We start from the raw sequence: 14009 nt of genomic DNA, 5'->3' as shown, positions 1-14009 counted from the left end.
AAAGCACCCGTGAGCTTTGTTAGCGGGGATTCGTCCCGCACACGCCAAAGGATCTTATTCGTGACGCAGGGCTTCGATCGGATTCATTCGAGCCGCACGAATCGCGGGATACAAACCGCTGACCAGTCCAACCATGACCGCGATGATCACAGCCAATGGAATGGTTTCGTAGACGATGGCGGGTTGCGAATCACGAATGGCGCTGGGCAGAGCTTCGAATTGGTCCGGGAACCCTCTGGCAACCAATCCTATGAACAATCGATACATCGGAGGTCCGGCGAAGCCCAGCAAAATGCCGAGGAACGCACCGGCGAAGCTGAGCACGATCGTTTCGACCAAGAACTGCCTGACAATGTCGGCTCGTTTTGCACCGAGGGCGCGACGAATGCCGATCTCACGCGTCCGTTCGGTCACGCTGGCCAACATGATGTTCATGATCCCGATGCCGCCCACCAATAGCGAGATGCAAGCGATCAAAATCCCGATGCCCAGGAACATCAATCGCAAGTTGCGAGCTTGTTCCAACAGTTCGAGCGGGACCACGACGGCGATGTCACCGACTTCGGCGTGTTTGGGGGCCAGGATGTTCTCGATCACAGCGGCGGTTGTTCGAACCTGCGAAACCCTCTCCACCTGCAATGTGATTTGATTCAATTCCATCATTTCAATTTGGAATTGCCCACTCCGACGCGTCACGATCGTGTCACCGATTCGTTTTTGCATCGTTTGCATCGGGATGTAAACATCTTTGGAAAAGTCCTGCGAATCCAAAGAACCACCGATGGCGGCCGACGGATTTCGAGCTTCCAAGACGCCCACGATTCGGTAGAAGTCGGTGTGCTCGGGAATGTAGATACGTTTGCCGAGCGGTTCCTCGTAGGGGAACAGTTTTTCGACCACGCCCGTCGCGACCACGCAAACATTTTCGTTGTTCAGTCCGTCCGCGTCCGTCAAAAACCGTCCGCCGCGTTCTCGGATCTTCAACTGATTGACGGTGGCATACCCGGGAGTGCTGCCAACCAAACGTCCATCACACAATTTGTCTCGGTAGGTGAACTGTCGACGAATCTCGCGAATTGGGACTGCCTTTTGAATCGTTGGCAGTGTCGCAAGAATCTGATCGAGTTCGGCACGCAACAACCCGTACTTGGAGGCGGAACGTTCCGCGAGTTTCTCTTCCGGCGGTTTGATCGTTCGGACGATGATGGTCGTTGCACCGAGCGATTCGATTTGTTTTTGAACCTGGTCGCTGGCACCTTGGCTGATCGCGGTCAACACGATCACGGCCCACACACCGATCAGGATCCCCAGCATCGTCAGGCCGGTTCGAAGCGGGTGCAGGGTCAGGCTTTTGACGCCGAGCGAGAAAGTGCGAAGCCACATCATGATTCGAGCCCTTGTTTTGCAAGGATAGCTTTGGCGGCGTCACGCTGAGCGTTGCGAGCACTTTCACGTTGTGAATCGGGCACCAACTCGTCGCTATGCAGCATGCCGTCCTTCAGACGCACAACCCGTTTGGCGCGGTCGGCAACATCGTCTTCGTGCGTCACCAAAATGATTGTTCGGCCTTCGCTGTTGAGCACATCAAACAGAGTCAGAATCTCTTCCGTTGTGACCGAGTCCAGGTTACCCGTCGGTTCATCCGCGAGGATAAAGAACGGGTCGTTGACCAGTGATCGGGCGATTGCAACGCGTTGTTGCTGACCACCGGACAATTGGTTGGGACGGTGATCGAGTCGGTCGCCCAGGCCAACACGATCGGCCAATTCGACAACTCGTTGGTGTTGCTCAGGACCCAGTTTGCCTTGGTAGTAAAGCGGCACCTGAATGTTTTCAACGACGCTGAGTTGTTGAATCAAGTTGTACGACTGGAACACGAACCCGATCCGGCGGCTACGAATATCAGCCAACTCGTCATCGGACATTGTGCCGATGTCGTCGTCACCCAGCATCAAATGACCTGCCGTGGGTTGATCCAAACATCCCAGCAAGTTGAGAAGCGTGCTCTTGCCGCTACCCGATGGTCCCATGATGGCGACAAAGTCACCTTCGGGCACGTCAAAGGAGACGCCACGAAGCGCACGGACAGTTTCGCTTTTGAGAACGTATTCCTTCGTTAAGTTCTTGATGCTCGTCGCGAGACGCCCTCCGCTGGCGTCTGATTTCGATTCTTGATTTGCCAAAGCTGTTCCGCTCGAAGATGCATCCGAATTCTGAGTGTCATAGGCGTTGGGGACGCTCATGACGCGACCGAGGTGGTTTCAGCAACCGCGGTAACGGCCTCGGTCGAATCGCCGTTCGAAGATTCGACGTCCGATTCGGACTGGCCAACCGCATCGCTGGAAGTCTCGGTTCCCGATTGCTGATTCGGGCGTGGGGAGTTGGGTTTTCCACCGCCGCCACCTTGTGGTGGGCGACCGCCTCCTGGTTTGCCCATGCCGGGTTTTCGGCCTCCAGGAGGTCCGGCACCGGGAGGACCCGCACCAGGTTTGCGATCCGATTCGGCGTCGGCTTCATCTTCCCCCCCAGCCGGCGAGGTTTCTCGAAGGTCACGCATTTCACTGTTGTCGACAGCGACGATCTCAGGCAGGTCCAGCAGATTCAAGTGTTCACGCAGGTTGAGAATCACTCGTTCGCCGGGTTCCAAACCGGTGACGATGTTGGCCATCGTGTCATTGATCGCGCCGACTTCGACTTCGCGGGTTTCAAATTCGAGTGGGCCGTTTTGAACGAGCGAATACATCATGCCGCCATGCTCGTACAAACCTTGGATCGGCACTTGAGTCGCGTCGGGAAGTTGTTGGATGAACACTTCGACGGCCGCGGTCATACCCGTTCGAATGATCTCAGGTGGATCGATGATTTCGATCGTGGTGGCGTATTCTTTGACGGAAGAACTGAACCAGCTGCCAGGTTCCGCATAGCGATTGACCTTGGTGATGCGACCTTTCAAAACGACTTCGGGCAACGCGTCCAAGCGAATTTTGGCTGGCATGCCTCTTCGCAGCAGCGTCACGCGGGATTCATTGACCTTGCAACGAACCTGCATGCGTGTGGGGTCGGGAAGTTCGATGATGGCTTGGCGTTCACGAACTTGGGCACCGGCTTCCACGACGAATTCTGCGTTGCCGCCGCGTGAGCTGTATTTGTTCGCGTGAACCACGACGCCGTCGGTCGGTGCGTACATCACACACAACTCAATTTGACGTTCAACGTCGGCGAAGTCTTGTTGCTCTTCCAGCAATTCTGAACGGGCCGCAGACAGAGTGGCTTCCGCCGCGTCGATGTCGCTGTCGAACTGAACCAACATCTTTCGGCGGGTCAGGTTCTGCAGCACCTTCAAGCGGGCTTGAGCAGATTCCAATTGGTTGCGAGCGTTGGCGAGTGCGAACTTGTCGGCTTCCAGTTGCAACGATTTAACCAAGCCCTTTGCGACCAAGCGTTCGGTACTGCCAATTGCCAATTGTGCTTTTCGCAGTTCTTGTTCGGCCACCGCGATTTCACTTTGGATCGTTTTCTCGTCCGTCTTGAAGACGCCCTCGAGGTATTCTTCGCGAGCAATCTTGGCTTGCTCGACCAAAGCCGATGCGGTGGCAACGTTGGCCTCGGCGGTGATCACTTGGATCCGGTCTTCTTTGAGTTCGATTTCCAAGTTAGAGGAATCGAGCTCGACCAGTTTGTCGCCTTTGCGAACTCGCGAACCTTCGTCGATGACCCACAGGATCGAGGTTCCCGAACCGCCACGGGATTCAATTTCACAGAGAATCTCGGTGTTGCTGCTGCTTTCAATTTCGCCCTGCTCGACGACCGTGTGATCGAAGGCTGATTTGGTGACTTCGGTCACAATCAAATCATCGACATTGATTGTTGACTGTTGAGCGACATACCGCTGGTAACCGAAGTAGCCGCCGACACCGAGCAGAACCAAGCAAATCAGCAGGCCGACCATGATCCCGCCCGTTCGCGGTTGATCGGCCGAGGTGGCCGGATACCGCCAAGCGGATGCCGGATTTCGGGAATCGGGAAAGACTGGGCGAGCCGAACGAACGCGACGTCGCTCCGCGCCGGCGTGTTGCCGAAGCGGGCTGAATTGGATTGATCGCATGATTTTCAGGCGGGGGCCGTGGGGAGAGAACGGAGGGCTAACTTTTGAAACCCCAAAAACTCGCGAAGGTTTCGCGATGTTTTACGGGGAGGGCGAACACGGCGAGTTCACCAGTCGGGCCAATATGTTACTCCACCCTAGCGATCACCCAACCGTTTTTAGCAAAAATATTGATCCGTCGAGATCGTTTGCTCTGCTGCGGTTTGGCCCGATTCACCCAGTTTTTCGCTGAGTTCGGCGGGATCCATGGCGAATCGCGGGTTGATTTCGACCTTCACTGAATCGTCGACGGTCACGCCACAGGACCGCAACCAACGCCGGTGCAAGTCACAAATGGCCTGACGGGCCAATTCAGGGGTGTCCGTCGCCGCGCCGTTGGCATTCTTGACGGGTGCAAAGGCGTCAGCCGGATTCGCTTCGCAAACGATCGTGTTTTTCGCATGTGGCAGCAGGTCAAAAATGAACTGCTCGAATTTGGTTGCGTTGGGGCTGTCGGGTTTCACCTGCTGGCCTTCGGCGTCGACATGCGGCACCTTTTTGCTGGCTCGGTGGATTGGCAGCGACGCATCCAGTTGCAGCATTCGCTCGAGGAAGTCGAGGTCGAACAGGTGCACGGCGATGTTGCCAGCCCACAGCTTCAAGCTGCCGTCCGAGTTGGTCATTTCCGCAGCTGAGTCAGGCAGATCGCTGTACTCGATGATTTGAGTCTGGCCGTCGATCTCGACGACGTTGCCAACTTTTTCGGTTGGGTAACGTTTGCGGATGACTTGCGTGGTCATCTCGCTGCATGCCAACAAGTGATGCCCGATGAAGACCGGATCGCACAAGCCGACCAAAGGATTGTCGACTTGGAAGTAGAACAGGTGCTTCCGTCCGTTCTTCCGCATCTCATCCATGCAGCCGTTTCGCGAAAGTGCTCGCAGGGTCCCGCCGTGTCCGTCGGGGCTGAGCGCGAGCGATCCTTTGTCTGCCATCAACACATCGCCGGTGGCGGCATCGACGGCTGGCATGGTGCCTTGTTGGAAAATCGTGACTTGTTCGGGCTTCAGGCCCAGGTAGTCGTTTTTTTCGAAATAGCGACGTGTGTCCTCGTGCGTCGCTTCGCTGGTCATCAAATACAACGGGACGTCGACGCCATACTTCTCACCGGCCGCGATCAGGCGATCGGCAAAGAATTGAAAGAGCGTTCGCTCGCTAACGGGGCCAACCGGGAACATGCCTTTGGGTTGATCGAATCCCAAGCGAGTTCCTTGGCCGCCGGCGACCAACACCGTCGCGATCTCGCCGGAACGCAAGGCTTCTTCACCGCGCTGCTGGGCTTGCTCGAGCGTCCAATCGCATCCACTGCCGTCACTGGCGACGGCTTGTGGCATCGCGGCGCGGGCGGCCAGTTCGCCGAAGTCGACTGATTTGTCGTTGCCTTCGACCAGAGTTTTCAGCTGAGCAAAGTCGACTTGTGCGATTTGTTGGCTCAGGTGCGTTTGCTGGTTCGAATCGAGCGAGTCCCAAAACCGCAGCAACTGTGTTTGCTGAAACGGTTCCAACCGAGACTTCAGTTCATCGAACGAGAGGACGGATTGGTTTTGAGCGGACGGCTGGGCGGCAGACATTGGCAACTGGTGGATTCGTTGGAGGAAACGCGAATGCGTGAAATTGCAAGCAAAGACGGCAGCTGAGAACAGCATATTCTGTTCCGCAGCGATGCCAGCCACCCGCTGGAGAGATTCGCGAAAACTTCGTCAACTGTTTTCCGGACGTGGGAATGCTGCGGGTTGGCCGAACCAATCGGGGTGGAAGGAATGGCGAACGGCGAGCAGGACCGCCTTGCCGTGCTGGTGCGGTGCGCCGTGGGTCATGTCCCACTCCAATCGCTCCTCATACCGCAACACTCGCAGACGGGATTCCACGTCGCAGGCCCAGCCGACCAATTGGTTCGGACGGAAATAATTGATCACGGCGCCCGCCGTTTCGCTGACGGGTTGGTCGCTTTCCTTGCCCGGCGATTGATCACTGCCGGGATCTTCGGTCGTGTGGACTTGAGCGTAGAGCATGCCGCTGTCTGTCAGGGCAACACACATTTTCTTCCAAACGGCGGGGGCATCTTCACCGGGAATGTGGTCCAAAACCGTGGTCGCGATGACGGCGGAGTACTGATCCGCTTCCATCGACAATTCGCGAACATCGCACACGAGGGTTTTCACTCGATCGGATAAATTCGCGCGTTCAGCTCGCTCTCGAATGCGATCGAGGCCTCGTTCGCTGACGTCCACCGACGTGACGTCGTAACCCGCTGCGGCGAGAGCCAGCGTGTCTCGCCCTGCCCCAGCACCCAGATCGATGGCTTTTGGGCGAATGGTGGAAAGCGAATCGCCGGCCCCAGTCTGTTTCAGATACGCAGCCAACTCCGGCGAGGGTTGCATGCCGTATGCGATGTTTTCGCGGTCGTATGCTTCGAAGAAGAAGTCGTTGGATGGGTCGTCGGTGACTCGATTCACGCTGATACAGACTGTCTGAAGAAATCGGATAAAATTGAGTTGTCCTTGGCAAGATAGCCCGCCGGAAAGCGAAACACACACATGCCACCCATTGAACCCACGATCGACCCTAGCGACGAGTCCCCTGACTCGTTCGCGGAAAGTTCGCTCGTAACGGCCGAGTTGGTTTCCCCACCGGTTGTCGACGCTGAACTCGTTCCGGGCTGGAAACGCGCACTCGCGTCCGTGGGCCGCTGGGGATTGTTGCTGGTCTTGGCGCTGATGACGTTTGGGTTTCTGTGCTCAGGTTTGAGTCCTGATCCTTCAGCAATCTTTGACGAGAGCCGCGTCGGTCCGAACGAAGTGGCTAAACGAGATGATTCAATCGGCAACGGGGCCGGTCCGGACGGGATCGTTTTGGACAACGTCGCGGGGGCATCGATCGAACCAGTCAGCCTGCGGTCGTCGCAGCAAGAATCATCAAGCCAACCAAATTCGCGAAAGGGCGATGCCGGACTCGCGTTGGTCGCGAAGAAGTTGGAGGAGCAGTGGCGTGCCGAGTTGGATTCTCGCGACTTGGACTCGGCTCCGATGGCTGACTGGATGACCGTTTGTCGTCGTTTGTCGCTGGCATTGGTGGGTACCGGATTGTCGCTCGAAGAGATGCGCTCGCTGCAGCGATTGCCCGAAGCCGATCGAGTCGAGACGCATCGTGAACGACTGCTCAATAGCGATCGGTTTCATCACTACTGGGCCGAACGCACGGCCCGCTACTTGGTCGGTGCCGATGAGGGGCCGTTCATCTTCTATCGTGGACGACGTTTCCGCACTTGGTTAGCGGAGCAATACGCCAAGAACACTCGCTACGACGAGTTGGTCCGAATGCTGATCACGGCCGAAGGTGTTTGGACCGACCGACCCGAAGTCAACTTCCACACCGTCACGTTTGATAGTGGGGAGAACGCTCCCGATCCAATTCGACTGGCGGCCCGGACCACGCGTGCTTTCTTGGGCGTGCGAATTGATTGCCTGCAGTGCCATGATGACTTCCTCGGAAATGTTTCGCTGGGTGACGCATCTTGGATCATGGCGTGCGGAACTGATGACGAAACAGTGAACTCCGCGGCGGACACGGCAGATGGGAGTTGGCTTCTTCGCGAAGGTAGCCAAGAGGACTTTCATTCGCTCGCGGCTTTCTTCACCGCAGCGACCAGCGAAGGTGTTCAGGGATTGAAAGACAAACGTGCCGACTACGAGTATCAATACTTGTATGAGGACGAAACGGTGCCGGTTGAGCCCAACGTTCCGTTCCTTCGCGATTTGTTGCCGCCGCGACCGGAGAAGCAACGCGAGCAAACCGATGAGAAGGACGATGCGGCGGAGCAGGGAGATGCGTCCGAAGCGTCTGCAGAACATGTGGTCGAGCAACCAAAGGATGCGCCGGAGTCCAGTGAGTTGCCCAAGTATTTGAGCGATCGGGAACGATTGGCGTATTGGTTGACGCATCGCGAAAACAAGCCGGCCGCTCGGGCGGCGGTGACTCGTGTGTGGACGTTGCTGTTTGGACAGCCACCCGCAATCGAAACGGACCACGGATTCCAGGTCGGTGAAGTCGACAACCTGCCGTTGGATTCGCCTCCTTCGCCAATGATCGAGACACTGACCGAGGCGTTCATCGAAAGTGATTTCAACGTTCGGAAACTGATTCGATGCATCACTGATTCACCCGCTTTTCGCGTGAGCAGCCGTGCAGACTTCGACGTGACGGAACAGCACGAATTGGCGATGGCGGTGTTCCCGGTGACTCACTTGCGAAGCGAGCAGGTTGCCGGTGCGGCGATTCAGTCGGGCAGGATCAAAACGATCAATCGTGATTCATCGTTCTTGGTTCAATTGCAACAATTTGGAAGCCTGACTGATTTCCTGAAACGATACGGAGATTTAGGCGAAGACGAGTTCACTCAGCAACCAGTCACGATCACTCAACGATTGGTGATGCTGAACGGGAAACTGATCAGCGAAACGGCAGGTCCCAATCCCATTTTGAATGCTTCGTCGCACATCGAAATGTTCGCGAGAGACGATGAAGATGTGGTTCGGACTTCGTATTTGACGGTCTTGAACCGGGAACCGAGCGAGCGTGAGTTGGCGCACTTCGCGGAACGTCTCACGCGTGAGAGTCGCGAAAAAAATGACCCGCCGACATCACGCAAACAAGAGATCACGGACCTGACGTGGGCTTTGCTTAACAGCAGTGAGTTTGCCTGGAACCATTGAGGCCTGAGCCTTGTTTGAAATCAACTGGAGTCTTTCATGAGCATCTCATTTCACGATCGCGCTGGGTTGAATGATGCTGGCCGGCCCAGCAACGCTGGCTGGCAAAGCAATCTGTGCAGTGCTCAGGTTCACCTTTCCCGACGACGTTTGTTGGGCGCTGGGTCAGCATTGATGATGTCGTCGCTGGCTCGCCGACTGACTTTGGCGGCGGAGCAACAGGCCGATTCGGGGATACCGCCAAAGAGTGTGATCTTGTTGTGGATGGAGGGTGGCCCGAGTCAATTGGAAACATTCGATCCGCATCCGGGAACCAAGTTCGGAGGCGATGTCGGTGATGTTGCCACGACGCTGAAGAACCTCCGCATCGCTGACACGATGCCGCGACTGGCGGAGCAAATGCATTTGTGTTCGTTGGTTCGAAGTGTGATCGGGAAAGAAGGCGATCACGAGCGAGCGATCTATGCGATGAAGTCGGGCTATCGACCGGATCCAACGCTGGAGCATCCATCCATCGGCAGCATTCTTTGCCACGCCGACGACGCTGGAGCTGATATTCCCCGCCACATCTCAATCTTGGCGGGTCGCAACGCCGCGACGGGTGGCTATCTCGGGCCTCAGTTCGATGCGTTCAAAACAGGTGACCCATCCGAGCCGGTTCCGGACGTCCGCCCGCGTGTTGACGAGTCACGCTACCAGCGTCGTTTGGATGCCTTGAACAATGTGTTGGAGCCGCAATTCACTCGAGGTCGTATCCGGAACCTGCAAGAGAACCGAACGTTGCATTTGGCGGGCACTCAGGCGGCACGCAAGATGATGTCGAGCGATCAACTGAGCGCGTTCGATGTCAAGGAAGAGTCACAGGCTGAGTTGGATGCTTTTGGCGATCACGCTTTTGGGCGAAGTTGCTTGGCAGCGTCGCGTTTGGTGGAGGTGGGCGTGCGGTGCGTGGAGGTGACACTCAGCGGATGGGACAGCCACATCAACAATCACAGTCTGCAATCGAGTGCCGCGGGGACTTTGGATGATGGGATTGCTGCCCTTTTAAAGCGACTGGAAGAACGAGGTCTGTTGGAGTCAACGCTGGTCGTTTGCGGCGGTGAATTTGGACGGACGCCGCAGATCAATCCGGCCGGCGGACGTGACCACTGGATCCACGGCTTCAGCACCCTGTTGGCGGGCGGTGGAATTCGACGCGGCCATGTTCACGGTGCGACGGGCTCGGAACCCAATTCAGAGAAACCGGACGCCCACGTAGTAGATCCTGTCACGATCCCGGACCTTCACGCCACGATCTTGTCAACATTGGGGTTGGACCCGACCGAAGAACTGGACACTCCGATCGGACGTCCGATGAAACGAAGCGAAGGCGAAGTCATCGAGTCGGTTCTCGGTTTGGTCTGAGCTAATCTTGTTCGCTCGTCGAGCCTTGTTTCGCTATCAGTTGCCCTGCGGGATCACTGTGCCGGTTGGATCCAGTTGATTTCAAACGCGGCAGATTCTTCGGAAGCGTCAAGACTGCCAAGAGCAACCGCGGTGACTGTCTTTGCTTCGACTCCGTCCGCGAAAGTGACTGGGTATTCGTTACCGTCCAGTAGACGAACCGCGTAGCCATCCGTTGCTTCCGCAGCGATGAACTTGCCGAGCACAAATGCACCGTCAGTTTGCCGTTCCTCTTGCGGAGTGCTGACCCAAGCGGGGACTTGCTTTGCAAACGAGACAAACAGATTCTTGTTGGACTTGATGCGGTCGACCAACGGTTGAAGTTGGTCGTAATTGTCCGGCGACGTTTCAGCTGACAAACGCGAAAGCATTCCATACGCGAATGCGACAGCTTGACCGTACTTTGGATCGGCGACGTCGAGATCTTCGAGTCGATTGAGAACCGTATCGATCTCGTCAACCGAAGCGTTCAAGTTCGCATCAGCGGTTTCCGAGGTGGGTTCGTCGATCGCCAATGGATCGGTCGGCAAGCTCATGCTGTCCGAAGGTGCGGTATCGACGGCAGGCGGCAACCCGGGTAGGCCCATCAACGGTTCTTCCTCGGTTGGAACTGCATCGGTGACAGGCGGAATCACGGGTGCGTCGTCGGCGGCCACGGTGGGTTCGACCGGTGGCTTGGCAACTTCTGTGATGGCAGGTTCTTCCGACGGCGATTGCTGAGGTGGTTCAGTTGGCATCTCAGCATCGCCACCGGCTGGCGCTTCGTTTCCGGTGGGTGGCGTGCCACTTAGTTCGGCCAAGGCTTCTGAGGCGGGATCGTTGGCAGGCACCATATCGGTTTCCGACGTATCCAGTTCGACGGGCTCTGGGGTCGCGGTGTCATCGCCCGACCCGTTGTCGAGGTCTTCACCCAACGAACGTCCTTCGGGTGAGTCTTCCAGGATTGGCGGAACGTAGCCACCCGCCGTTCCGGGTGCGGCGGCCGAGCGTCGCACTGGATTGGATGAGGAACTGTAAGTCCCATCCAGCGGATAGAAGCCCAGGTTTGGAAGGGCATCGAGGTACCACAACAATCCACCACCAACGGGAAGTGCCAGCAACGCTCCGAGGATCGGTGATCCGACCGTTTTGATCAGCGACTTCTTCTTGCGACGTTTCTTGTCGCTGGTGTAAATCGCCATCGGGGCCACTTCTGGTTCGCCGCCGACTTCCGCAGTCGTCTTGTTCTCCGGAATGATGAACTCGTCCAGGTCGTCTTCTTCGGTGGAGGTTTCCGCAGGTGCCTCGAAGGATTCTGAGTCCATCGTTTCCGCTTCGGAGACGTCGGCGGATTCTTCCATCACGCCCACGCTGCCAAGTTCCGATGATTGCGATTCGAGTTCCGGGGCGGAGCTATCCAGTGCGAATCCACCTAACGCCGCAGGTTCTTCGTCGTCGGAGTCAAGCGTTTCCAATTCCACCAGAGGATCTGCACCGGCGTTCAGGTCGTCGCCGATCACGATCAAGGCAGGCGGCATGGCCGATTCGATTTCCTGTTGATCCAGCGTCGCCAAACACCAAGGGCACTGCACTTGAGCGGTCGTCGCAACCTGCCCGGAAAGCAAACGATCAGGAATCCGGACTGATTCGTGGCAACGGGGACAGGAGGTGACCAACATGAGCGAGACCAATCCGGCGGGAATTGTTTGAGACAAGTTTTGCCGTATTGTAACTACGCTTCGCAGTCATTTCAGCCCACCGACTGCGGCTCGATTTCCTCGTCAGCGTGACTGGTTTTCAATTCATGATTGAGAATTTCGAGCAAGGTTTGCAGGAAGACCACCACCATGGGGCCCACCAGGATCCCGATCGGACCAAATACGGACACGCCACCGATCACGCTCAGCAAGGCGAACAACGGATGCAGTTGGCTGCGACCGTGCAACACATAAACCTTGATCACGTTGTCGATCGAAGAAACGATCGTCGCTCCGTAGAGTGCCAATAACGAGGCGGCAATCCAACGTTGATCGACCAACCCCAGCCACAAGGCGCAGGGCACCCAAACCGATGCGGCACCCAGGAAGGGAACCAAAGCCATCACGCTGGTTAGGAACAGCAGCAACACAATTTGATCGAAATCACACAACCAAAATCCGATCGTCGCCAAAATGCCTTGGACCAAAGCACTCGCGACGCTGGCCAGCACCACCGCTCGACTGGTGCGATCAAACTCCATCAGTAATTGGTGCTCGTAGGCGTCATCCATCGGCGAAAGACGCATGAGCGTGCGAATCATCACCGGGCCATCGATCAAGAAGAAATAGACCGAGACGACCAAGATCACCAAACCAAAGATGACCTGCACGACGATGCTTCCCGTCGCGCTGGTCAGTCGAACGAATCGTGGTTGCAAAGATTCACGTGCCATGCGAATGAGCGATGAGAAGTCCTTTTCATCGGGATTGGCGATCAGGCTGAGTTGACTCCGCAGCGAGCCGCCCAACAACAGATTCATCCAACTGCGAACCGAAGCGGCGGTGATGACCGCGGGCTGTTCAAAGCGTTCGTTCTTGTTCAGTTGAACGAGTAACTGAGGCTGCGGGTTTTCTGCCGCTTCACTCGGCGTGTCCGCGTCCGATGGTTGATCGTTGTCGGGGAGTTCGCCGTCGTCGCTTGATTCGACGTTGAATGCGGGAGCAAGTGGATCCAATGAATCGTCGGAAGAAGGTTCCTCTTCGCCTCCAGCTAGGTCGATGTCAGTATCCGCCGTCTCGGAATCGATTTGTCCAAGCGACGATGTCGCGGGTGCGGAGGGTTTGGGAATGAGTGTGTCACCAGCTGAAACCTTGGCGCCGAGATCGCCGGTTTCGGAATTGATCGAAAGCCCCAGTAGCTGAGCGTACTCATTCAGATTATTGACCGCGATTTCAGAGGCGCCTTCGGCGATGTTCGTTTCCGGAGCCTCGGATTGCAGGTACTTGATGATCGCTGCCGCTTGTTGCAGTTCGTTGATCTTGGCCCGGACCGCCTGCGGATCATCGGCCTGTGGCACGTTGATGTCGCCGATGATCCGGTCGAGTTCGCGAAAATGTTCGGGGTGGGGCAGCGACAATCCGACTTGCGATCGAACCCGCTCCATCGCGACGGACATGTTGCTCAGATTCATTTTGCTGAGCAGGATGGTGAACTGGGTCGTCGCGACAGACACCAAGACTCCCAGTGGCAACAACACGATGAACAGAATCAACGCGGTGGTGGTTCCAGCGGCCAGCCGTCTGCGTCGTCCGACCTTCTCAAAGATCCACAAATGGACGGGACGAAAGATGACAACCAACAAGGCGGCCAAGAAGAGCGGGACAAAGAACCCGATCATCAATCGGTAGAACAGAACCCCGACCGCCAAAATACCAATCACCAACATCACCACGGACATGATCCGCGAGAGGGATGGGAGTTGGGGAAAGAGCACCTGTTTGCGGTTGCCGGGTGGCACCGATGAATCCGAAGCCTCGGCGCCGGTTTCCCCAATCACCGCACTGAGCTTCTCTGGTGAGGGTTTCTCTGGCGATGATTTATCCGGCGAAGATTTCTCGTTCGAAGCGGAGTCGGACTTCGTGCCACCGGAGGTCGATGACTCCGCTTCGCTCGGTTCAGCGGGCTTCGAGTCCACCGGCTCATTGGAGCCCTTGGTGCTTTGGCGATTGGCCTGGTTCTTTCTACGTCGTCCCACA

9 protein-coding genes are annotated in these 14009 nt (G+C 56.7%); 2 read left to right on the top strand and 7 right to left on the bottom strand.

What is annotated here, in order from left to right:
* Positions 1-54 precede the first annotated feature (54 nt).
* The 5 genes from CEE69_RS06820 to CEE69_RS06800 form a co-directional block, all read right to left on the bottom strand.
* Positions 55-1386: an ABC transporter permease gene (locus tag CEE69_RS06820; RefSeq protein ID WP_099259988.1), complete on the bottom strand. Its 1332-nt coding sequence runs from the start codon at positions 1384-1386 to the stop codon at positions 55-57.
* Positions 1383-2243, bottom strand: a complete 861-nt coding sequence (locus CEE69_RS06815; RefSeq protein ID WP_099259987.1) for an ABC transporter ATP-binding protein — start codon at positions 2241-2243, stop codon at positions 1383-1385. Before CEE69_RS06815 ends, CEE69_RS06820 begins: the two co-directional genes overlap by 4 nt.
* Positions 2240-4105, bottom strand: a complete 1866-nt coding sequence (locus CEE69_RS06810; RefSeq protein ID WP_099259986.1) for an HlyD family secretion protein — start codon at positions 4103-4105, stop codon at positions 2240-2242. Before CEE69_RS06810 ends, CEE69_RS06815 begins: the two co-directional genes overlap by 4 nt.
* 158 nt (positions 4106-4263) lie before the next feature.
* A complete protein-coding gene (locus CEE69_RS06805; protein ID WP_099260153.1) occupies positions 4264-5715 on the bottom strand; it encodes a UTP--glucose-1-phosphate uridylyltransferase in 1452 nt (483 codons plus the stop codon).
* A 129-nt stretch (positions 5716-5844) separates the two neighbouring features.
* Complete coding sequence (locus CEE69_RS06800) at positions 5845-6600, bottom strand: class I SAM-dependent methyltransferase (protein ID WP_099259985.1); 756 nt, start codon at positions 6598-6600, stop codon at positions 5845-5847.
* A gap of 81 nt (positions 6601-6681) precedes the next feature.
* Between CEE69_RS06800 and CEE69_RS06795 the strand changes: the two genes are divergently transcribed.
* Together CEE69_RS06795 and CEE69_RS06790 are read left to right on the top strand one after the other, a co-directional pair.
* Complete coding sequence (locus tag CEE69_RS06795; protein ID WP_099259984.1) at positions 6682-8856, top strand: DUF1549 domain-containing protein; 2175 nt, start codon at positions 6682-6684, stop codon at positions 8854-8856.
* 36 nt (positions 8857-8892) lie between these two features.
* Positions 8893-10257 (top strand): DUF1501 domain-containing protein, encoded by a 1365-nt coding sequence (locus CEE69_RS06790; protein ID WP_099259983.1) that lies wholly within the window; start codon positions 8893-8895, stop codon positions 10255-10257.
* A gap of 53 nt (positions 10258-10310) precedes the next feature.
* Here CEE69_RS06790 and CEE69_RS06785 read toward each other — a convergent pair whose 3' ends face one another.
* Positions 10311-11954, bottom strand: a complete 1644-nt coding sequence (locus tag CEE69_RS06785; protein WP_099260152.1) for a hypothetical protein — start codon at positions 11952-11954, stop codon at positions 10311-10313.
* Positions 11955-12025: 71 nt separating this feature from the next.
* Positions 12026-14008: an AI-2E family transporter gene (locus CEE69_RS06780; protein WP_099259982.1), complete on the bottom strand. Its 1983-nt coding sequence runs from the start codon at positions 14006-14008 to the stop codon at positions 12026-12028.
* Between the last annotated feature and the right edge of the window lies 1 nt (position 14009).

The organism is Rhodopirellula bahusiensis (assembly GCF_002727185.1).
Taxonomy (GTDB): domain Bacteria; phylum Planctomycetota; class Planctomycetia; order Pirellulales; family Pirellulaceae; genus Rhodopirellula; species Rhodopirellula bahusiensis.
This window is presented reverse-complemented; position numbering and strand designations above follow the sequence as displayed.

Bases quoted from the DNA above. Each gene is read 5' to 3' on its own strand.
- CEE69_RS06820 (WP_099259988.1), bottom strand. From the start codon at position 1,386: ATGATGTGGCTTCGCACTTTCTCGCTCGGCGTCAAAAGCCTGACCCTG.
- CEE69_RS06815 (WP_099259987.1), bottom strand. From the start codon at position 2,243: ATGAGCGTCCCCAACGCCTATGACACTCAGAATTCGGATGCATCTTCG.
- CEE69_RS06810 (WP_099259986.1), bottom strand. From the start codon at position 4,105: ATGCGATCAATCCAATTCAGCCCGCTTCGGCAACACGCCGGCGCGGAG.
- CEE69_RS06805 (WP_099260153.1), bottom strand. From the start codon at position 5,715: ATGTCTGCCGCCCAGCCGTCCGCTCAAAACCAATCCGTCCTCTCGTTC.
- CEE69_RS06795 (WP_099259984.1), top strand. From the start codon at position 6,682: ATGCCACCCATTGAACCCACGATCGACCCTAGCGACGAGTCCCCTGAC.
- CEE69_RS06790 (WP_099259983.1), top strand. From the start codon at position 8,893: ATGAGCATCTCATTTCACGATCGCGCTGGGTTGAATGATGCTGGCCGG.
- CEE69_RS06785 (WP_099260152.1), bottom strand. From the start codon at position 11,954: ATGTTGGTCACCTCCTGTCCCCGTTGCCACGAATCAGTCCGGATTCCT.